General features: G+C 67.7%; 13 protein-coding genes, 1 tRNA gene and 1 pseudogene. 5 read left to right on the forward strand and 10 right to left on the reverse strand.

Annotated elements, in window-relative coordinates; all coding sequences use genetic code 11:
* Positions 1–165: 165 nt before the first annotated feature.
* The gene (locus VF632_RS19840; protein WP_331024650.1) at positions 166–567 is read left to right on the forward strand and encodes a hypothetical protein; all 402 of its coding nucleotides are present in this window, start codon (positions 166–168) and stop codon (positions 565–567) included.
* 90 nt (positions 568–657) lie between these two features.
* A tRNA-Ala gene (locus VF632_RS19845) sits at positions 658–730 on the forward strand.
* A 151-nt stretch (positions 731–881) separates the two neighbouring features.
* Here the strand turns inward: VF632_RS19845 and VF632_RS19850 are convergent.
* Together VF632_RS19850 and VF632_RS19855 are read right to left on the reverse strand one after the other, a co-directional pair.
* Positions 882–1,298 (reverse strand): hypothetical protein, encoded by a 417-nt coding sequence (locus VF632_RS19850; RefSeq protein ID WP_331024651.1) that lies wholly within the window; start codon positions 1,296–1,298, stop codon positions 882–884.
* A gap of 7 nt (positions 1,299–1,305) precedes the next feature.
* Positions 1,306–2,112, reverse strand: a complete 807-nt coding sequence (locus VF632_RS19855) for a TorF family putative porin (RefSeq protein ID WP_331024652.1) — start codon at positions 2,110–2,112, stop codon at positions 1,306–1,308.
* 194 nt (positions 2,113–2,306) lie between these two features.
* Here VF632_RS19855 and VF632_RS19860 point away from each other — a divergent pair, with 194 nt between their 5' ends.
* Complete coding sequence (locus tag VF632_RS19860) at positions 2,307–5,066, forward strand: phosphoenolpyruvate carboxylase (protein WP_331024653.1); 2,760 nt, start codon at positions 2,307–2,309, stop codon at positions 5,064–5,066.
* A 55-nt stretch (positions 5,067–5,121) separates the two neighbouring features.
* Here the strand turns inward: VF632_RS19860 and VF632_RS19865 are convergent, their stop codons facing one another.
* The 5 genes from VF632_RS19865 to VF632_RS19885 form a co-directional block, all read right to left on the reverse strand.
* Positions 5,122–7,221 (reverse strand): tetratricopeptide repeat protein, encoded by a 2,100-nt coding sequence (locus VF632_RS19865; protein WP_331024654.1) that lies wholly within the window; start codon positions 7,219–7,221, stop codon positions 5,122–5,124.
* 75 nt (positions 7,222–7,296) lie between these two features.
* Complete coding sequence (locus tag VF632_RS19870) at positions 7,297–8,709, reverse strand: hypothetical protein (RefSeq protein WP_331024655.1); 1,413 nt, start codon at positions 8,707–8,709, stop codon at positions 7,297–7,299.
* A 330-nt stretch (positions 8,710–9,039) separates the two neighbouring features.
* Entirely contained in the window at positions 9,040–10,374 is a 1,335-nt protein-coding gene (locus VF632_RS19875) for a PAS domain-containing sensor histidine kinase (protein WP_331024656.1), read from the reverse strand.
* The gene (locus tag VF632_RS19880; RefSeq protein WP_331024657.1) at positions 10,371–11,183 is read right to left on the reverse strand and encodes an alpha/beta hydrolase; all 813 of its coding nucleotides are present in this window, start codon (positions 11,181–11,183) and stop codon (positions 10,371–10,373) included. The genes VF632_RS19875 and VF632_RS19880 overlap by 4 nt, the downstream gene beginning before the upstream one ends.
* 170 nt (positions 11,184–11,353) lie before the next feature.
* On the reverse strand, positions 11,354–12,148 hold the full coding sequence (locus VF632_RS19885; protein ID WP_331024658.1) for a Cof-type HAD-IIB family hydrolase: 795 nt from the start codon (positions 12,146–12,148) through the stop codon (positions 11,354–11,356).
* 350 nt (positions 12,149–12,498) lie between these two features.
* Here VF632_RS19885 and VF632_RS19890 point away from each other — a divergent pair, with 350 nt between their 5' ends.
* Both VF632_RS19890 and VF632_RS19895 read left to right on the forward strand, forming a co-directional pair.
* Positions 12,499–13,842, forward strand: coding sequence for a RelA/SpoT domain-containing protein (locus VF632_RS19890; RefSeq protein ID WP_331024659.1), 1,344 nt, complete (start codon positions 12,499–12,501; stop codon positions 13,840–13,842).
* Positions 13,843–14,365: 523 nt separating this feature from the next.
* On the forward strand, positions 14,366–15,751 hold the full coding sequence (locus VF632_RS19895) for a sigma 54-interacting transcriptional regulator (protein WP_331024660.1): 1,386 nt from the start codon (positions 14,366–14,368) through the stop codon (positions 15,749–15,751).
* Positions 15,752–15,807: 56 nt separating this feature from the next.
* On the opposite strand, the gene VF632_RS19900 is transcribed toward VF632_RS19895, so the two are convergent.
* The 3 genes and pseudogenes from VF632_RS19900 to VF632_RS19910 form a co-directional block, all read right to left on the reverse strand.
* Positions 15,808–16,635, reverse strand: a complete 828-nt coding sequence (locus tag VF632_RS19900) for an amidohydrolase family protein (protein ID WP_331024661.1) — start codon at positions 16,633–16,635, stop codon at positions 15,808–15,810.
* Positions 16,632–18,050 carry a dipeptidase gene (locus VF632_RS19905; protein WP_331024662.1) on the reverse strand — a complete coding sequence of 473 codons (1,419 nt, stop codon included), beginning with the start codon at positions 18,048–18,050 and terminating at the stop codon, positions 16,632–16,634. The genes VF632_RS19900 and VF632_RS19905 overlap by 4 nt, the downstream gene beginning before the upstream one ends.
* Positions 18,047–19,559: pseudogene (locus tag VF632_RS19910) on the reverse strand (hypothetical protein); the annotation flags it as partial. The pseudogene VF632_RS19910 and the gene VF632_RS19905, both read right to left, overlap by 4 nt.

A 19,559-nucleotide genomic window follows, 5' to 3' on the forward strand; every position in this document is an offset into this window, starting at 1 on the left:
TTATACATGATCACTTGTGTGATGATGCGTCAGGGAATGGTGAGGTGGCCGTGTTTACGATGTAATCGTTTTCCGACACTAGGGAACTAATCGATCTGCCGATCGGTAGCACGTGTACTTCCCCGCTGAAGGGGGCCGATTCTCACCCGTTCGATGGAGTTTCCCATGTTCCGCCCCCGTATCTTCGTTGCACTGGCCGCCGCGGCATTGTCGGTGGCCGCGGCCTGCGACTCGGCGCCGATGGCCAGCGCCGCCGCGAGCGCTCCGAGCCTTCTGGTTGCGCCCACCTCGCAGGTAAACCTGACGGTGCTGGGCACCGCGTACTGCGGCCCCGGCGCCTGCGTGCACAACTATCGGTTCGATGCGTGGGAGTCCACCGATTCCGACGGAACCATCGTGGCGTACGAGTGGAAGGAGGGCGGCACGGTCGTATCGACCAGCAGCACGTACTACGTGACGGCGCTGCGTGCATACGAAACGTGCAGCAGAGAGGTACAGGGGACGCTGAAGGTGACCGACAACGACGGCAACACCCACACCGACTGCTACAGCTACACCCCGGCCTGACCGGCGGCCGGATGCGGGGGCGAACCCGGCGCCGCGCCGGGTTCGTCCCCCGGTTGAAGTTCTTGCGCGACTCCGTTATTTTTTCGGCACGGGGCGTTAGCTCAGTTGGGAGAGCATCCGCTTTGCAAGCGGAAGGTCATCGGTTCGAACCCGATACGCTCCACTATCATCCAACGCGGCGCACGGTCGGCACCTAGCGACCCGTGCGCCGCGTTCGTTTCGTGCGTACCTCAGGTGCGCTGTATCAAAAAGCTGCATGGTATTCATGGTGCGTCCAGCCGCGGTGGCGTTCCGGTTCCCCTGCCGCTGCCCCGCTACTCGGTATTCCGGTGGGTGTCTCTCCACCATCGAAAGACCATCGCGCAGAAGCACACAAAACACAGGGTCGTGACGGCGTAGTACAGGCAGGTGCCCTGGATGACCGAGGTCCGATAGGGATGTTGACGGTCCATCTTGAAGTTCTCGAGACCATCCGCCGCGCACAGAGCTCCGAAAAGGGCAAGCGGTACGAACAGGATGCAGGCCACGATGTGCTGGCCCCGGCTCTTGCGCGTATTCCAGGCGAGCAGCCCGTAGCCCAGGGAAGCAACCGCCATCACGGGAAGTCCCGTGAATGGTAAAGTGCCCGTGAAATCACTCGCGTACGCTGCCGATGGTGTGGCCGCCACGGCTACCGCCGCCGCTGGAACGAGCAGACGCAGCTTTACGGGCGGTGTGGCATCGCTCTTCATCCCGAGGTCAGTCCGCGGGGCGGCTCAGCATGGCTCCCCAGGTCACCCGCACCCCGACCCACGCCTTGACCCCGGACTCCTTGTCCGGCTCGGTGATGCGGGTCACGGGATCGCTGCCCAGCACCACGTGTGCGGTTGGCGTGATGGCCGCCCGGCCCGAGGTGAGCGGCACCGAAACCGACAGGTCCACGTGGGTCAGCCCGTCGCGCGCGAAGTTCGCGTTGTCGAACCCCTCGGGCGTGTGCCCCCAGCTGGCGCCGGCCAGGGCCCCCAGCGTCACGGTGGTCCACTCGAACACGTTCACGGATTGCGAGACGGAGCCCTCGGCGTAGGTGCCGATGACCTTGTCGACGTCGCGGTAGATGGTCAACGAGGGCGAGAGCGGGCCCTCTACCGACAGCCGGCCATAGAGCTCGGTGGTGTTGAGGTCGTCGGTGAAGCCGTTCTCGTTGGGAAAGCGGAACGCCAGCACTCCCGCCGCCAGCGTGGTCGCTCCGAAGTCGTAGCCGTACTCGGCCCACAGGTCCACCTCGGTGATGTCGGGTCCGTCGGCGGCGTTCATGCTGATGTCCCGCGGGTAGGCATAGGTGCCCGGCTCGTAGTTGGCCCACGCGCCGCCTGCGAGCGAACCGCCCAGCACGGGGACGGCGAGCGAGACGTCGCCCTGCACCACGGAACGGTTCGAAAAGGTGATCCCGCGCCAGAAGTAGGCGCTGTTCAGGGCCAGGTTGCCCGTCACGGTGGCCTGCGCGGCGGCGGGCGTGGCGGCGAACAGGGCGGCGAGCGAGGCCGCGGCGAGCAGGGAGCGACGCATGGATTCCGGGGGATTGTAACGTCTGTGGGCGAGACGGAGCGCGGAGACGCGCCGGGGATCGCGAGCCCAGAATAGCCGCCGCGGCCCCGGTCCGCATCCCCCGATCGCCGATCCACCGCGCCGGGACGCGAGCGCCGCGGCCCGGATCGCGCAAAGACGCGCGGCAGGCTGATCCACACACCACGGCGGTGAGCATGGCGCACGAACCACTCTGGACGGTGCAGGACCAGGCGCGGCGGCTGGCGGAGCTGACGGCGGACGAGGCGGCGCTCAAGGAGGCCCCGCTTCGCCATGACGTGCGCTCGCTCGGCACGCTGCTGGGCGACGTGATTCGCGAGCAGGAGGGCGACGAGCTGTACGCCGCGGTCGAGGAGCTTCGCCACTTGGCGATGAGGCACCGCGAGGCCGAGGACGCCGAGGCCCCGGTGGACGAGGCGATGCGGCGTGCCGAGCAGGTGGTGGACGGAATGCCGGTGGAATCCGCCTACCGGCTGACCAGGGCGTTCTCCATCTACTTCGAGCTCACCAACCTCGCCGAAACCAACCACCGCAAGCGCCGCCGCCGCGCCACGGCCCTGCATGCGGACCAGGCGCCGCAGCCGGGCACCTTTCACGGCACCCTGCTGCGCCTGCGCGACGCCGGCCTCGATGCCGAAACGGTGCTGCGCCACCTGGCCCGCGTCCGCGTGATCCCCGTCTTCACGGCGCATCCCACGGAAGTGTCGCGGCGCACGGTGCTCTTCAAGCGCCGCCGCATCGCCCAGGCGCTGGAGCAGCTGGACCGCCTGCCGATGACCGACGCCGAGGCCGCCGGGCACGAAGCCGCCATCGCCGCCGAGATCACCGCCATCTGGCAGACGGACGAGGTGCGCCGCCGCCAGCCGTCGGTAATCGATGAAGCCAAAATGGGGCTGGACTACTACCCCGGCGTGCTGATCCCCACGCTGCCGGCGCTGTACTTCCAGATGGCCGACGCTTTCCGCCGCGCCTTCGGCCAGGCGCCGCCCCCGCGCGAGCTGCCGCAGGTGGTACGGTTCGGGTCGTGGATCGGGGGGGACCGCGATGGAAACCCGTTCGTGACGCCGGACGTGACGCGAAAGGTCCTGCGCCTGGCCCGCGAGACCATCCTGGACTACTACGTCACCGACCTGGAGGCGCTGACGGAGCGGCTGAGCGCGTCCACCCACCAGGTACCCGTCTCGCCCGAGCTGGCCGGCGCGCTGGAGCGGTACACGCAGACCATCCCGTCGCTGGACCCCACGCCGGAGGCGCGCTCGGCGACGGAGACGTATCGCCGCTTCCTGGGCTACGTGGGCTGGCGGCTGCGCGCGGCGCGCGACGAGCCGGAGACCCCCCACGCCTATCCCGACGCTTCCGCGCTCGCCGAAGACCTGCGGCTGGTGCGCGAAAGCCTGGTGCAGAACCGGGGCGAGCGCCCGGCGCGCCTGCTGCTGGGGCCGCTGCTGCGCAAGGTGGAGACGTTCGGCTTTCACCTTCACACGCTCGACATCCGCCAGCACGCGCGCTTTCACGAGCGCGCCATGGCCGAGCTGTTCGGCGGGGCGGGGGAGGGCGATGCGCCCCTTCCGCCGCCCCCGTCCGCCGAAACCATGCAGCTGCTGGAAACCTTCCGCGCCGTCGCCGAGCTGAAGCGCACCTATCCCGCGGAAGCCGTGCAGACGTACGTCATCAGCGGCGCGCGCTCCGTGGAGGACGTGCTGGCCGTCGTGCGCCTGGCGGAGACGAGCGGCGTGCGGGTGGCGGGAACGGAGGATGATCTCGGGCTGATGCCGGTGCCGCTCTTCGAATCCATCGAAGACCTGCGCAACGCGCCGGAGGTGTGCCGGGCGCTGTGGACGCGAGAGGACTACGGGCGCCTGCTGGACTCGTGGGGGCGCCGGCAGGAGGTGATGCTGGGCTACTCCGACAGCAATAAGGACGGGGGGATGCTCACCAGCACCTGGGAGATCTACAAGGCGCATCGTGAGCTTCACCGGGTGGCGCGCGAGTGCGGCGTCACCCTGCGGCTCTTTCACGGCCGCGGCGGCACGGTGGGGCGCGGCGGCGGGCCCACGCACCGCGCCATCACCTCGCAGCCGGCGGGCGCTTTCGACGGCGAAATCAAGATCACCGAGCAGGGCGAGGTGCTCAACTGGAAGTACAGCGACCCCGTCCTGGCCGAGCGCAGCCTGGAGCTGATGGTGGCCGCGTCGCTGGACGCGCTGGCACGGACGGACGCGCCCGAGCCGGCGCAGGAGGAGCGCTGGGAACGGGCGATGGAAGAGATGTCGGCCGAGGCGTTCGGCTTCTATCGCGAAAAGATCGCGGAGAACCCCGACATCCTCGTCTACTTTCAGCAGGGCACGCCCGTCGGCGAGCTGGAGCACGCGCGCATCGGCTCGCGGCCGGCGCGGCGGGGCGAGACGCGTGGGCTCGACGACCTGCGCGCCATCCCCTGGGTGTTCGGGTGGATGCAAAGCCGCCACGTGCTTCCCGCGTGGTTCGGCGTGGGCTACGCGATGGAGCGGTACGCGGCGCGCGGAGCGGAGCAGGAGGCGCTGCTGCGGAAGCTGATGGGGGCCTTTCCGCTGTTCGAGGATCTGATCCGCAACGTGGAGATGGGGATGGCCAAGGCCGACTTCCCCATCGCCCGCCGCTACGCCGCGCTGGTGCCCGACGAGGAACTGCGGGAGCGCGTCTTTGGGATGCTGGTGGAGGAGTTCGAGCGGACGAGGGAGGTGGTGCTGCGGATCACGGGGCAGAATCAGCTGCTGCAGACCAACCCGGTGCTGGCCCGGTCCATCCGTCTGCGCAACCCGTACGTGGACCCGTTGAGCCTGATCCAGGTGAGCCTGCTCCGCCGCAAGCGCGCCGGCGAGGAGGGCGACGAACTGAACTACGCCCTGGCCGCCACCATCAACGGCATCTCCGCCGGCCTGCGCAACACGGGCTGATCTGATCGTTCCGCTCGCACGGGGTTCGGTGACAGGCGTATCCTCCGGGCCGGGTTCATCCCAGCGCCTCCAGTTTGCGCCGAACCGCCTGTGTCGTCGCGTGACCCGGCCCATAGATGCGCTCGTACAGACGCAGTGCGTCTTCATACGCTGCTCTCGCGCCTGCATGATCGCCCAAGTCGTCGAGATTGCGAGCGATCTTGGCCAGGGTCATTGCACGCGAAGGTGCGTCTCCAAGCCGCTCGTAAACGGGGAGCTCCTCCTCGCGGCGGATACGAATTGTCTCCTCCAACTGTCCCCGATGCTCGTACACATCAGCGATTTTGCCCATCGTCACGGCACGCGAGTGTACGTCGCCCAGCCGTTCGTAAACGGGCAGCTGCTCCTCACGTCGGATGCGGAGGGCTTCCTCCGTCTCCCCCTGCTGCTGGAGAACGTCGGCGATCTTACCCATCGTCACCGCGCGCGCGCGTACGTCCCCCAGCCGCTCAAATACAGGAAGCAGCTCCTCTCGGTAGATGCGCAGCGCCTCGCTAGTTTCGCCTCGCTGCTGCAGAGTGTCGGCGATTCTACTCATCGTAATTGCACGCCCGCGTACGTCCTCCAGCCGCTCAAATACGGGTAGCAGCTCCTCTCGGTAGATTCGCAGCGCCTCGCTAGTTTCGCCTCGCTGCTGCAGAATGTCAGCGATCTTGCCCATCGCCAAGGCACGCGCGCGCACATCTCCCAACTGCTCATAGACAGGAATTTCTTCTTCTCGGCGCATGCGTAATGCCTCATCCACTTCGCCCCTTCGCGTCAGGATGTCGGCGATCATCCCCATCGTCACGGCACGCGAGCGCACATCCCCCACGCGGTCAAAAACAGGCAGTTGCTCCTCGCGGTAGACGCGTAGCGCTTCCTCCGTATCACCCCGTTGCAGCAAGATACGAGCGATCTGGCCCAGTGTGACCGCACGCGCGTAGACATCGCCGAGTCGCTCATAGACCGGCAACTCCTCCTCACGACGAATGCGCAAAGCTTCTTCTATTTCACCGCGCTGCTCCAGGATGCCGGCGATCTGGCCCATGACCACGGCACGTGATCGCTCATCTCCCAGGTGCTCGAACACCGGGAGTACTTCCTCCCGATGAATCCGCAGCGCCTCCTCCGTTTCTCCGCGTAGTTGAAGGATCTTCGCAATCTGGGCCATCGTTGCGGCGCGCGAGTGCCGATCACCCATTTGTTCGAAAGTCGGGAGTTGCTCCTGCCGCCGTATCCGCAGCGCTTCATTCAGTTCGCCACGCCATTGCAGTAGATTCGCCAGGTGGCTGTATGCCACGGCACGGAGGCGCGGCTCGTCCAAACGCGCGAATGTCGGGATGACATTCTCCCGCAAGGTCCGAATCGCACCATCCGGCTGACTTCGTCCCGCGTGAATCAAGGCCTCCAGCATGTCGGCGATGGCGCCCTCACGGGGGTGGGATCGTGTCCCGTCCGTCGCGCGGTACGCATGAACGGCGTCAAGCGCCTCCGAGAGTTGAGAAAGTCGCAGATACTTGTTTGCGGCAACGAGCAATGGCGGCGCTTCCCGTATGTCTTCCCTCGTGACTGCCGGCGTCTCGCGGTGCCCGCTTTCCAGTTGCGACGGACCCTCCGCTGTTTCGCCGCGCTGGTGGTTCTGCGCAGGCGCTTCGGCCCAGAACGATGCAAGGTCGCAGAAATCCGGTGCTATGGACCACCATTGCTGTCGCGATTCAGGATGGACGAACACCAGCCACAAGCACGGATAGTCGCGAACGAGAATATCTCGCTGCACATTGATCTGCTGAAGCAGTTGTGAGCGGTCGGTCCGTCCCCGGTACATCGCATCCTCAAAGCCCCACAAGGCCAACACTTGCCGCCTGTCATCGGTTTCCGGCGGCAGTTCTTTATGCAGTAGCGCCCACAGATTGAAGCTTTCGACGCCACGTGTTCTGGTTAGAGCACCGATATCATAGGGGTGAACCGGAAAATCGGGTGGTTGAAGCTCTGAAATGAGCCAGTCCAGGATCGCCTTCCGATCACGAACGTTGAGTACTTCCACGAACGCCAGCTTGAAACCGGACCCCAGCGTGCGCTGCACAAGGCGCAACAGCCGAGACTGATCCTCCTCGGCCATGATCGTCGTGGCCAAGGCGGCCGGGTGCCGGGGCCCGGATTCGCGTGCAGGCTCGCGAACGGGTCGGGAAGGTTTGGGCATGGAGCGCCTTCAGCTCTGCGGGTCCGAGATTCGGCGCTGAAAGTCCGGTAGCTCACTCACGAGTGGATGAACGTCATACCAGATCTCACCGTTGTACTGGAAAGCCAGCCGCTGAAAGAGCACCTCGAGATATGCGTCGCCGCTGGACAGCCGCTTCGTTCGTGCAATGTCGATGAGCACGTCCCACCAGCCGTTCGCATCGATCCGGTCCCGCAGCCGCTGCCGCCGCCGCTCGAGGGTCCGATTGACGTCGGCCAGCGTAATCGTCTCGCCCGCGGCATCCAGCGTGGCGTCCTGCGCCAGCTCCAGGAACTCGCGGATCGCGCCGCCCGATGCAAGCGCGAGCCGGGTCTGGGCCAGCGGATCGGGAATCAGCGTCTGGACCTCGATCCGCTTGTCGAGCGCTTCCAGCAGCTTGTCGCGTCCCGGGCCCGAAGCTTCGAAGTAGGGCTGGTGCTTCGCGCGCATCTTGACCGTGGGCATCGTTTCGCACCGGAACACCGATTCCAGGCTCTGCGATTCCGGCCGCAAGACCAGGCTGATCGGAGGCGTGACGATCAGGTTGCACTGCAGCGCCCGGAACCGGTCAGCCGACTGGACGAGGAGCGAATCGATCAGGCGAGGCTCATAGCGGTCCATATTGTCGATCAGGATCAGCAGATCATAACCCTGCCGCCGCAGGATCTCGCCCGCCGCGCCCAGTACGTTGTTGACGTGCGCCATCAATGTGCCGGGAAACTGCTTCAACGTCGTCTTCACCGACTTCCGGTGCGCGCTTTCCACGCGCAGCGACGACGTGACCGAGGCCATCAGCTTCGCGAAGAACGGCACCCCGCCTTCCGCGGTTGCGCTGGCGTTGACGCCGGCCAGATACTGCTTTCCTTCCTCGTCCGCGAATACCACCTCGCCGAACCACTGCTCCACCCGTTGAAGCACCTGGGGGTCCAGCGGCGTTCCGCGCTTCCGCATCTCTTCCTCGACCACCCGGGCGATGACGAGGAGCAAGTCCTCCATGGCGAAGTCGTTCGCGTCCATCTCTACGTTCGCCTCGAAGTAGATGGCGAAGTAGCGTTCCCGGAGCTGATGGGTAAGGCGCTTGAGTTCGGTGCTCTTTCCGGCGCCCCGGTGGCTGGCGAACACGACATGCTGCCAGCGGCCGGCGGGCTGCCGCCTCAACAGGTTCTGGAGCCGCGCTGCCGGATCGTCGCCGCCTCGCGCGGGGGCCAGGTCCGTCCACCGCCGGTCCCCGCTTTCCAGGGGAAACTCGAAGTCCAGCGCCGGCGTGGCTTCGTCCAGAGTCCGGGCGATTGGAGGTGGTGTTTGGCGGCTCATGGATCCGTCAGTCTCTGCGGGTGCGCAGACGGGTAGCGTCGGCCGAATTTCCTTCATTATGATCCGGACGCACGGCTTTGCCAGGATCATGGGTCTATTCTAACCCGTGGACGCCGGATGGGGAATCTTCATCGGGCCAAGCAGAACGTTAGACCGCCAGGACGGTGGAACGCCCCTACGTGCAGGCGTCCAGCGGCGAGCCGTGGCCTTCAACAGCATCACGCAGAGCCGCAGAGGAAACGGAGAGGACGCAGAGGAAGTGACGAATTCCCCTGCGTCCTCTCTTTTCTCTCCTCGCCCTCTGCGTGAAATGGTTTTCAGCCCTTGGGCGCACCGCCCAGTAACAGGGGAGAGGCGACCTGAACTACGCCTTGGCGGCGGCGCTGGAGTGGGCTTTCTCTGGACGATGACGCGGGGAGGTCAGGCGATCGATGGGCTGTCGGCGGCGGGAAGGGTGAGGGTGAATACGGATCCGCCACCGTCGCGGCTGCGGACGCCCAGGTCGCCGCCCATGCCGCGGGCCAGGTCGCGGCTGATGGCCAGCCCCAGCCCCGTGCCCTCGGAGCGGCGGGTGCGGCTCATGTCTACCTGCACGAACGGCTCGAACACCGACGCCTGCTTTTCCGGCGGAATGCCGACTCCCGTGTCGCTGACGGACAGGAACACGACGGACGGCTGCCCGGGGGCCACGCCCGCCTCGACCGCGATGCGGCCGCCTGCCGGGGTGAACTTCAGCGCGTTGCTCAGCAGGTTGATCACCACCTGCTGCACCTTTTCGCGGTCGGCCCGCACGGGCGGGGCGTGCACGTCCACGTCGAACGCCAGCTCCTTGGCCGCCATCTGCGGCTCCACCATCGGCGTGACGGCGGCCATCAGCTCGGGGACGTCCACGTCCTCCACCACGTACTCCACCCGGCCAGACTCGATGCGCGCCAGGTTCAGCACGTCGTTGATCAGCCGCAGCAGGTGCTGCTGCCCGCGCGCGATGCGGTCGAGCGCGCCCAGCTGCGCCTCGGTCACCGGGCCGTGGATGCCCATCTCCAGCAGCTGCACGTAGCCCGCGATGGCGTTCAGCGGCGTCCGCAGCTCATGGCTCATCACCGCCAGGAAGCTGCTCTTGGCGCGGTTGGCCTCTTCGGCCGCCGTGCGCTGCCGCTCGAGCTCTTCGGACCGTTCGATGAGCTCGTTGTTGATGGCCGCCATCTCCTCGGCCTGCGCTTCGAGCTCGGCGGCCTGCTCCTGCAGCTGGGTGTGCTGGAGCTCCAGTTCCATCCCCTGCTGCTCCAGCATGTCGTTGGCCTCGGCCAGCTGCGTGGCGTGCGCCTCGGCCACGGCGCGGGCCTGCTCGGCTTCACGGCGGGCACGCAGCAGCTCGTCCTCGAACTTGCGCCGCTCGTTCACCTGCATGAACACGCAGTCGTTGGCCCACGCCCCGCCGCGCTCGCGCCGGGCGGCGTTGGCCAGAACGCCCACGTCCTGCCCGTCCCTGGCGCGAAGGAGCAGAAAGATCTCTTCGGCGTGGCCGTGCAGGCGAACGAGGGGAAAGAAGTGCGTCTGGTAGAAGACGCGCGTTCCCACCCCCATCAGGCTCTCGATGCGGCGCCCCTGCAGCTCGCCGCGCCCGTAGCCCAGCATGGCCGCCAGCGTGGCGTTGGCGGCCGTGATGGTGCCGTCGTCGGCGAACGACGCATAGCCGCACGGCGCCTGGTCCAGCAGCTCGTCGAGTGTGGTCTGCGTGACCCCCACGGTGGTCACGCGACGGCGGCGGGCTGCAGGTAGTCGCGGATCAGCTCGATGGTCTCTTCCGGGTGGCTCATGTGCGGGCAGTGGCCGGTGGCGCTCATCACCCGCAGCGTGCTCCCCGGCAGCTCGCGGTGCAGGTAGTCGCCCACCTCCAGCGGCGCCACCATGTCGTCGGAGCACTGCAGGATCAGCGAGGGCACGCCCACCTTGCCCAGGTCCGTGCGGTTGTCGGACAGGAAGGTGGCCTCGGCGAAGCGGCGCGCCACCACCGGGTCGGTGCTGCAGAAGCTGGAGGTAAGCTCCTCGCCCAGCTCCGGCCGGTCGGGGTTCTTCATGATGGCGGGCGCCAGGAAGTTGGCCCAGCCGATGAAGTTGCGGTCCATCATGTCGAGCAGCCCCTCGATGTCGGCGCGCTCGAAGCCGCCCACGTACGGCGGGTCGTTGATGTAGCGCGGCGACGGCCCGATCAGCACCAGCCGCTCGAAGCGCCCGGGCTCGCGGTTGGCCGCCAGCACCGCCACCATGCTGCTGACCGAGTGCGCCACCAGCACCACGTCCCGCAGGTCCAGCGCGTGGATGACGTCGATGACGTCCTGCGCGTAGCCCTCCAGCGTGGAATACCGGCTGGCGTCGTACGCGGCCAGGTCGCTGCGTCCCGAGCCCACGTAGTCGAAGAGGACGATGCGGTAGTCGTCCTCGAAGGCCGGCGTCACCAGGCGCCACATGTTCTGGTCGCACCCGAAGCCGTGGGCGAAGACCATCGGCTGCGTGCCTCGGCCGAACACCTTCACGTTGTTGCGAGCGAGCACGTCCTGGGGCATGTCCAATTTTCGTCTAGGGTTGGGCGTAAGTCCAAGCTGCTTCTCGCCCGCAAACATCATGCGCCGTCAGCTTCTGTCGGGTGCGGAACTCCTGCCCAAAGCCGGCGGCGCGCCGCTGATTGCTTCCCGGAAAGACACTTCGCGGGGGCAGAGCGTTGAGGAGGGAGGGACTACAGCGTGGCTGCGTACTGCAGCGCTTCCACCAGGCCGCCCCGGTCCACGTGGCCCACGTGGTGGCGGGCCGCCGCGCGCACCTCGGCCGCGGCGTTGCCCATGGCGACGGGAAAGCCGACCACGCGCATGGCTTCCAGGTCGTTGGTGCCATCACCCACCATCATCACGCGCTCCAGCGGAATCCCGTACTCGTCCGCCACCACGCGCACCGCGCCGGCCTTGTCGAGCCCCGGCGCGGTCAGGCTGATGAACGCCGTGTCGGGCATCACGGGCGACGTGGAGGGCGTAAGCACCAGCCCGTCGTGCGGTTCCACGAGAACGGCGGCTTCCTCCGCCAGCGGCACCACCCACTGCGCGCGAACGATGGCGCCCCGCAGCTCGCCGAACGGGCGCGGGGTGAAGGGGACGCCGAGCAGCCCGGCGTGGCGCCGGGCGCGGTCGTCGGTGCTATCGACGGCGTATTGGGTGTCGGTGTACAGCTCCAGGATGCGCCCGGTCTCCCGCGCCCGGGCGACGAGCATTCGAACGGTGTCATCGGGGATGTGGCCGGAGCGCGAGCGGCCCGTCGGCAGGTGCACGATGCTGGCGCCGTTCTGAAAGACGTGCCATCCCTGCGGGTCCAGCCGCTCCGCCAAGTCGCGCGTCAGCCCGAATGCGGGGCGCCCGGAGCAGATCACCAGCCGCGCGCCGGCCTCCCGCGCGCGTTCCACCGCGGGCCACACCTCCGACGCCACGTCGCCGGAGCTTCCCACCAGCGTTCCATCCACGTCCACGCAAATCAGCTCGATCATCTCGCACCCACCGTTCTCATGTCCGCCTCCTGGCACTCCGGCGAACAGCGGAAGAACAAGGCCACAAGGCAAACGGCGTGACTCCGCTGACGGATAGAGCCCGGACGGCGGCGGATTACCCACCAGCGTACCACGCGGCGGATCGGTCGCACCACTCGCCAGCGTTTGCGCCCCGGTCGAGTATTCTCACCCGTGTTGGATTTGGCTTCCCTCCTCTTGCCTGCTTTTCTCACCAGAGGTAGCGTTGTTGGCTAGCGGCTTCGACTGGCCGGTTCCACCGATGCGTGTCCCGCTGCACTCGCTCATTGCAGTCGTGCCCTAGGTAGCAGCCTTCGACTGAGTCTCGGCCCATGGATCTTATCGATGACTTTCTCTCGCGTTACAGGCGTGAGTATGATTTCTACGAACTGTCCGCACGCCTCGTCGCGCAGCAATTGGATGCGCGCCTACAAGCGTCCGGTATCCGCGCCATGGTCACGTCCCGCGCGAAGAATGCACGTCGCCTAGAAACCAAAGTCCGCCAGCGAGGGAAGGACCGTTCGTATGACTCGGTCCAGGCAATCTATGATGACATTGTTGATCTTGCGGGGGTTCGGGTAGCCTTGTATTTCCCGGCTGAACGTCATGAAGTTGAGAAGATAGTCAATGAACAATTCAATGTTGCTGGTTCTCCAAAGTCGTTTGTGGGGACAAAGCCGAAGTCGCTCACCGGTACGGAGACACCTTCGTATACCAAACGGTTTTCCGGTTACTGGGCTACTCACTACCGGGTCCAGTTACGCGAAGGATCCCTAGATGAGACATTGCTTCGCTACGTGGATGCACGGGTTGAAGTCCAAGTGGCTTCCGTGTTGATGCACGCTTGGGCTGAAGTCGAACACGACCTCGTCTATAAGCCCTTACAGGAGCATCTATCCGAGGATGAACTAGCTATTTTGGACGAATTGAACGGAATGGTCCTCGCTGGAGAGATCGCGCTTGAGCGGCTACAGAGGGCGGCGGAGAGAAGGTCTTCTCAACAAGGTTCTCGGTTCAACAATCACTTCGATCTCGCCTCCTTCCTGTTACGAGCAACAGGATCACTGCGCGAGGCAGGTGGCGCGGAGCCCGTTCTCGGAGACGTCGAGTTGCTGTTCCGCCTTTTGACGCGATTGGACATTAGTACCCCTGATGCGTTGCGCGAATACCTCGCTGGTCTTCACCCGGACACTGAACGGCGGGCTGTTGCTGAACAAATCATCGATCAAGTGCTTGCAACGGACATTCGCCGGTACAAAGTTTATGCTGAACTCCGTAGTTTTGACGGCGGCATAGGAACTTCAACAACCCTGACGTCTTCGTACGTCAGCAACTGGGCTCAGCCTGAGACAGACATGCTGGTTCTTGCGGAGTTTCTTAGGGCATGGATCACATTCGAGACCTTCCTGCACCTGCTAGCTGAAACCCGAGAAGATCCCGGCCCTCCGCTCCCATCAAGCGCCCTTATTCAGTCGCTTCAGGTTTTCGACACAGACGAACTCGCCGAAGTAAATCGGATTAGACGGCTGCGCAATCATGCGGTACATGGCCGCGCAGTAGACACCACAACGATTAGGGATGCCACAACGACTGTCTGGTTGATCATGCAGAAGCTGTCGAATCATCCTCGCGCAGAGGTTCGGGAGGCCGCGAAACGGGCGATGAACTCCGATTGATAATCTCGCCCGATTGATCCGGACAAATTCAGGCCCAAATCTCGGTTACTCGTTAACATTTTTCGTAGGATCGCCGGCGTCCCGCCAAGCACGTTCGTGATCTGGGGCTTAGATTTTAGTGGCCAGATCCAAGCCGCTTTCCCTGCACTTTGTTTTGCTGCCGCGGATTGGGATCATTATGACGTCGAGCCCTTGCTGGTACGTACAACATAGTTGATGCAGATTTCCGTTCTCTAGGACGACATGCCCCAGTGGGGTTCTCCTGCCCCACACATGCCCCATTCTCGTCTCATCGCCATTCCTGAGGAAGACGTTTCGCCCGCGTCGCCCGCGCCAGCCCTAGCGTTTGCCGACGTTTCCGCAAGAACTCTGGATGGTACGCCGGTTGCCTTTCCCGCCCGCCCCCGTGACGCACTTCGTCTGCCGTGCGGGCCGTAAAGGCCTTAGGGTGCACCCTTCGCCGGAACCCTGTCACACCCCCTCGGGCGCGCCGCCGCCAGCCCGACCATCCCTCCCTGCCACCGTGCCCCTACCCAAGGTCTGGCAGCACGTGCTTGGAGCCGCCGCGCACGCCCCCCGCTGCCGAGAGCTGCTGGGGGCGATGGCCGCGGGCGGGCTCAGCATGGTGCCGTGGAGCGAGGACGAGGCGGGCGGACCCGGCGTGGTGCTGTTCGACGAGGTGAGCGAGGGATTGTGCGACTTCGTGCGCGAGGCCAGCCAGGGCGGGTACGGGCGCGTGCTGGCGGTGGGCACCAGCGGCGCCGCGGTGGCCAACGGGCAAGGATGGACCCTGCTGCGCGCGGGCGCCTCAGACGCCTTTGCCCGTGACGATGCCGCCGACGCCGCGCGCGCGGCGCTCGCTCGCTTCGAGCGCTGGGCCGCCGTGGACCGGCTGGTGGATTCGCCGCTGGTGCGCAACCACCTGGTGGGGCGCAGCCCGGTGTGGCGCACGGTGCTGCGGCAGGTGGTGGAGGTGGCCGCGTTCACCGATTCGCCCCTGCTGGTCACTGGCGAAAGCGGCACCGGCAAGGAGCTGGTCGCCCGGCTGATCCACTCGCTGGACGCGCGCCCCCGCAAGCGCGAGCTGGTGCTGCTGGACTGCACCACGGTGGTCCCGCAGCTGTCGGGAAGCGAGTTCTTCGGCCACGAGCGGGGCGCCTTCACGGGGGCGGCGGGGCCGCGCGAGGGCGCGTTCGCGCTGGCCGACGGGGGAACGCTGTTCCTGGACGAGGTGGGCGAGCTGCCGCCCACCCTGCAGGCGCAGCTGCTGCGCGTGGTGCAGGAAAAGACGTACAAGCGCACTGGCGGCAACGCGTGGCAGAAAACCGACTTCCGCCTGGTGTGCGCCACCAACCGCGACCTGGTGGACGAGGTGGCGCGCGGCGCCTTTCGGGCAGACCTGTACTACCGCATCGCCAGCTTCACCTGCCGCCTTCCCCCGCTGCGCGACCGGCCGGAAGACGTGATCCCGCTGTTCGAGCACTTTCTGGCCGAATCGCGCCCCGGCGCCGCGCCCGTGGAGCTGGACGAGCCCGTGCGCGAGTACCTGCTGAACCGCGACTACCCCGGCAACGTGCGCGACCTGCGCCAGCTGGCCACGCGGGTGGCCTGCCGGTGCGTGGGCGACGGTCCCGTCACCGTGGGCCAGCTTCCCGAGGACGAGCGCCCCGCGCTCGACGCGTGCACCGCCGACTGGCGCGACGCCGCCTTCGACACCTCCATCCGCCGGGCCCTGGTGCGCGGCGTGGGCCTCAAGGACATCGGGCGGATCGCGACGGACGCGGCCATCCGCATCGCCGTGGTGGAGGAAGAAGGAAACCTTCAGCGCGCCGCGCGGCGCTTGGGCGTTACGGACCGCGCCCTGCAGCTGCGCAAGGCGGCGGGGCGCGCGTCACCGGCGCCGAATTGATCTGCTGATTCGGGAAAAGAAGGGCCTCACGCTCTGCGTGATGTCACCTTTGCGAATCAGGGGATCTGTGCCTCGCCCTCCCACGGGTCGCGCGCGTCGCGCGCCGGGTAGCCCGCCGCGGCGGAGGGCGGGGCAGGGAGGCGCGCTGGCGACGCCCTGCGCCGGGCGAGAAGCCGCAGCAGGTTCCCGGACGTCACCTTCCTCTCGTCGGCGGGGGAGAGGTGAAGGGCGCGCACCTTTTCCAGCTCCACGCCGGGGTGAAGCCAGGGCCCGTCGGAGCCGAACAGGAACTTGCCCGCGCCCGCCCTGCGCACCGCCTTCTGCAGGATGTCGAAGCGCCGCACCCCCGAGGTGTCGGTGAACACGTTCGCGTGCCGCTCCAGCAGGTCGATCAGCCCCATTTGCGCCCGCCAGTCGTCGGCGAAGCTGCCCAGGTGGGGGATGATGAACATGACGTCCGGGTACTCCGTGGCCAGCAGCTCCACCGCGGGCACCTCGCCCATCACGTCGTACAGCACGGGAATGCGAAAGGCGCGCGCCGCCTGGCACACCTCGCGGGTGATGCGGGCGTCGTGGCGGTGAAGCTTGATGCCGCGGAACCCGTACTTCCTCACCGCCGTCCCCACCAGCTCGGCGATGCGGCCGCGGTCGCGCTCGGCGTGCACGAAGGCGAACCCCCAGAAGCGGTCCGGGCTCGATGCCACGACGCGCGCCACCTCGGCGTTGGCCTGCGCGTAGTCGGAGTGGAAGGCGGCGAACAGCACCGTCCTGCGGATGTTCGCCTCGTCGGCCCAGCGCACGTAGTCGCCGAGCGACGCCGAGGTGTCCCACGGGCCCGTGAGCCCGTCGCCGGAGCCCGCGTGGCAGTGGCAGTCGATGATCATCGGTCGGCTCTTCCCTTCTCGGCGGGAGGTGACGCGTCACGGCCCATCGCGCACAGGAAGCGGATGGAGGCCTCGATGCCGCGAAAGAGTGTAGGAAGGTGCATCCGCTCGTCCGGCGCGTGCATGCCGTCCCGTGGCCGGGCCAAGCCCATCAGCACCACGGGGGCGCCCAGCGCCTGGCCCAGTGCGTTGACGACGGGAATGGTACCGCCCGAGCGCAGGAAGACGGCGGGCGCGCCGAAGGCCTGGCGCAGCGCCCGCGCCGCGGCGCGCATGGCCGGATGGCGCGTGTCCATCCGCGCTGGCTGTGCGCCGAACCGTGTCCGTACCTCTACGCGGACGGTTCGCGGGGCGATGCGGGCGACGTGTTCGCGAAAGAGCCGGTCCACGCGCGAGGGGTCCTGCCCCGGGACCAGGCGCAGGCTGAGCTTGGCGACGGCGTGCGCGGGGATCACCGCCATTCCGGCCTCGCCGCCGTGCCCTCCCGTGATGCCGTTCACCGAAAGCGACGGGCGCACCGTGCACCGCTCGTACGCCGTCCACCCGCGTTCGCCCCATCCGCCGGGGGGATCGCCCGCGTTGGCCAGCAGCTCGCGGTCGGACGGGCCCGTCCGCGCCAGATAGGCTCGCTCGCCGCGCGACGGTGGTTGCACGCCGTCATACAGGCCGGGGACGGCGATGCGCCCGTCGGGCCCGTGCAGGCGCGCCACGATTTCGCACAGGGCCTGCAGCGGGTTGTGCACCGCGCCGCCGTACACGCCCGAATGCAGGTCGTGCGACGGCCCGCGCACCTCCAGCTCCAGGCTCAGCGCGCCGCGCAGGCCGTAGGTGATCCCCGGCCGGCCGGGGGCGCGCATCGGCGTGTCGGAGACGAGCGCCACGTCGGCCGCGAACTCCCCGGGGGCGCGGCGCAGGGCGTCCAGCAGCCCCGCGCTCCCCGCCTCTTCCTCGCCCTCGAAGACGCAGACGACGTTCACGGGGAGCCGCCCCGTCGTCCGCAGCAGCGCCTCGATGGCGTTAACGTGGGCCCACAGCTGCCCCTTGTCGTCGCACGCCCCCCGCCCGAACAGCTCGTCGCCGCGGACGGCGGGCTGGAACGGCGGCGATGTCCACTCGTCCGGATCGTCCGCGGGCTGCACGTCGTAGTGGCCGTAGACCAGCACGGTCGGCCGCCCCGGCGCCCCGCTCCAGCGCGCGACGACGAGCGGCGCGCCCGACGTTTCGCGCACCCGCGCCTCCAGCCCGATGGAACGCAGGTGCTCCGCCAGCCACCCCGCGCAGCGGCGCACGTCCCCGGCGTGGGCGGGGTTGCCCGCCACGCTGGGAAACGCCACGAAGCGCTTCAGCTCGCTCACCACCCTGGCGCGGTGCGCCCGGGCGTAGGCCAGCGCGGGGTGGGCGGCGGGGGCGATCATCCCCAAGGCACCTCGAACTGCGTGTTGCGCTGAACGTTGGTGATCCACTCCCCCGACCCGGACCTGGCGTGCGTGGCGGTGCTTCTCGCCTCCTTGAGCGGCCGCTGCAGGAATGTCGGCACGGCTCCCGTGTGGCGTAGCTCGATTCCGGCGGGTGCCGACATGATGGCGTTAGTGGACTGCTGGTTCCTCCGTGCGGGTAGATCGCTGTTGGCCAGGTAGCGGAGCAGCACCTGCTCGACGTCCTGCCGCAGCAGGCGCGGGTCGGGATTCTTGTCGAACGCCGTCAGGGTCGGGCTGTTCAGGGCCTTGACCTGCTGCTCCGGGAGCGCGCTCACCTTTCCGACATGCACCGTGTACGTCTCCTCGGGGGAACCGAAGACGCCCAGGATGTGGAACCGCGGCGCCCACTCCTTCACGAAATCCGCCGTCTGACCGACGTACACGGGAAGGTTGTCCTTCGCGATGATGTAGACGCCGGCGAAGGTCTCCGGCTTGGCGCTTTTGCCGCCGGGGTGCCTGTATCTCACCAGCAGCTGGGCCGGTGCCCACTTGACCTCGGCCCTGGCGCCGCGCACCCGCTGCCCCGACCGCGTGGCCGCCGCGTCGTTGGGCGAAATGAGCTCGAGCTCGCCTTGGGGGCGCACGGCCAGGATCTCGCCCTGCATCTCGCCCGCGGGGCGCACGAGGAGCGAGTAGCCCGGCGCCTCGAACAGCTCCATCCGCTGGCCGGTGCGGCGCGAGCGCAGGCTTCCGCGCCGCTTGGACTGCGCGGTGAGACGCGCCACGGAGCGGACCACCGTCGGCGCCGGGTCCGCGGGAAGGCTGCCGCCGGCCAGCTTCGCCAAGTCGCCCGGCCGCAGGCGCGAAAGGATGCTGTGCAGCCCCTGGTGGGGAAGCCGCAGCTGCCAGCCGTCCGCCGTCGTTCCCGGCCGCGCGGGGGGAGCGGGGAGGGCGGGAATGGGCTCGGGCGAGGGCCGGACCCCGAACTCCAGCTCCTCGGCGGGGCGCACCGCCACGATCTCGTGCACCTCGGCTTCCAGCTCGCGGCGGGGGCGGGTGACGAGCCCCCATCGCCGCCCGCCCGCGCTGGCGGCGAACACGGGGAACGCGGCGCCCGAGCGGCGGCTGCGCAGCGTGCCGATGCGGGTGGAGCGGCGGGCCAGGCCGGCCAGCACGCCCAGCCGGGGGCGGCGGCGCCGGAAGCGCCAGGGCTGGTGCGGGCCGCGCCAGCCGCCCCACAGCGGCGCGGGGACGGCCAGCACGTAGCCGTCGTCCGTGGGCCAGGACGGCGGCCCGCCGTCGTCGTAGCCGTCGTCGAACCCGGCGCCGTAGCCGGGCGGGTCCATGGGCAGGCCCCGGTGCGCGCCGGCCGGGCCGAAGCGCGGGGGCGGCCCGTCGCCGTTGTCGTCGTATCGCATGGTCAGGGATGCTGGCTGGGTGGCGCGCGCGGCGGGGAGGGGCCGCCGCGCGCGGAAACGGTGGAGCGGGGCGGGCGCCGGAGCGCCC

Source organism: Longimicrobium sp. (assembly GCF_036388275.1).
GTDB lineage: Bacteria > Gemmatimonadota > Gemmatimonadetes > Longimicrobiales > Longimicrobiaceae > Longimicrobium.

Bases quoted from the DNA above. Each gene is read 5' to 3' on its own strand.
- VF632_RS19840 (WP_331024650.1), top strand. From the start codon at position 166: ATGTTCCGCCCCCGTATCTTCGTTGCACTGGCCGCCGCGGCATTGTCG.
- VF632_RS19850 (WP_331024651.1), bottom strand. From the start codon at position 1,298: ATGAAGAGCGATGCCACACCGCCCGTAAAGCTGCGTCTGCTCGTTCCA.
- VF632_RS19855 (WP_331024652.1), bottom strand. From the start codon at position 2,112: ATGCGTCGCTCCCTGCTCGCCGCGGCCTCGCTCGCCGCCCTGTTCGCC.
- VF632_RS19860 (WP_331024653.1), top strand. From the start codon at position 2,307: ATGGCGCACGAACCACTCTGGACGGTGCAGGACCAGGCGCGGCGGCTG.
- VF632_RS19870 (WP_331024655.1), bottom strand. From the start codon at position 8,709: ATGATCCTGGCAAAGCCGTGCGTCCGGATCATAATGAAGGAAATTCGG.
- VF632_RS19880 (WP_331024657.1), bottom strand. From the start codon at position 11,183: ATGCCCCAGGACGTGCTCGCTCGCAACAACGTGAAGGTGTTCGGCCGA.
- VF632_RS19885 (WP_331024658.1), bottom strand. From the start codon at position 12,148: ATGATCGAGCTGATTTGCGTGGACGTGGATGGAACGCTGGTGGGAAGC.
- VF632_RS19890 (WP_331024659.1), top strand. From the start codon at position 12,499: ATGGATCTTATCGATGACTTTCTCTCGCGTTACAGGCGTGAGTATGAT.
- VF632_RS19900 (WP_331024661.1), bottom strand. From the start codon at position 16,635: ATGATCATCGACTGCCACTGCCACGCGGGCTCCGGCGACGGGCTCACG.
- VF632_RS19905 (WP_331024662.1), bottom strand. From the start codon at position 18,050: ATGATCGCCCCCGCCGCCCACCCCGCGCTGGCCTACGCCCGGGCGCAC.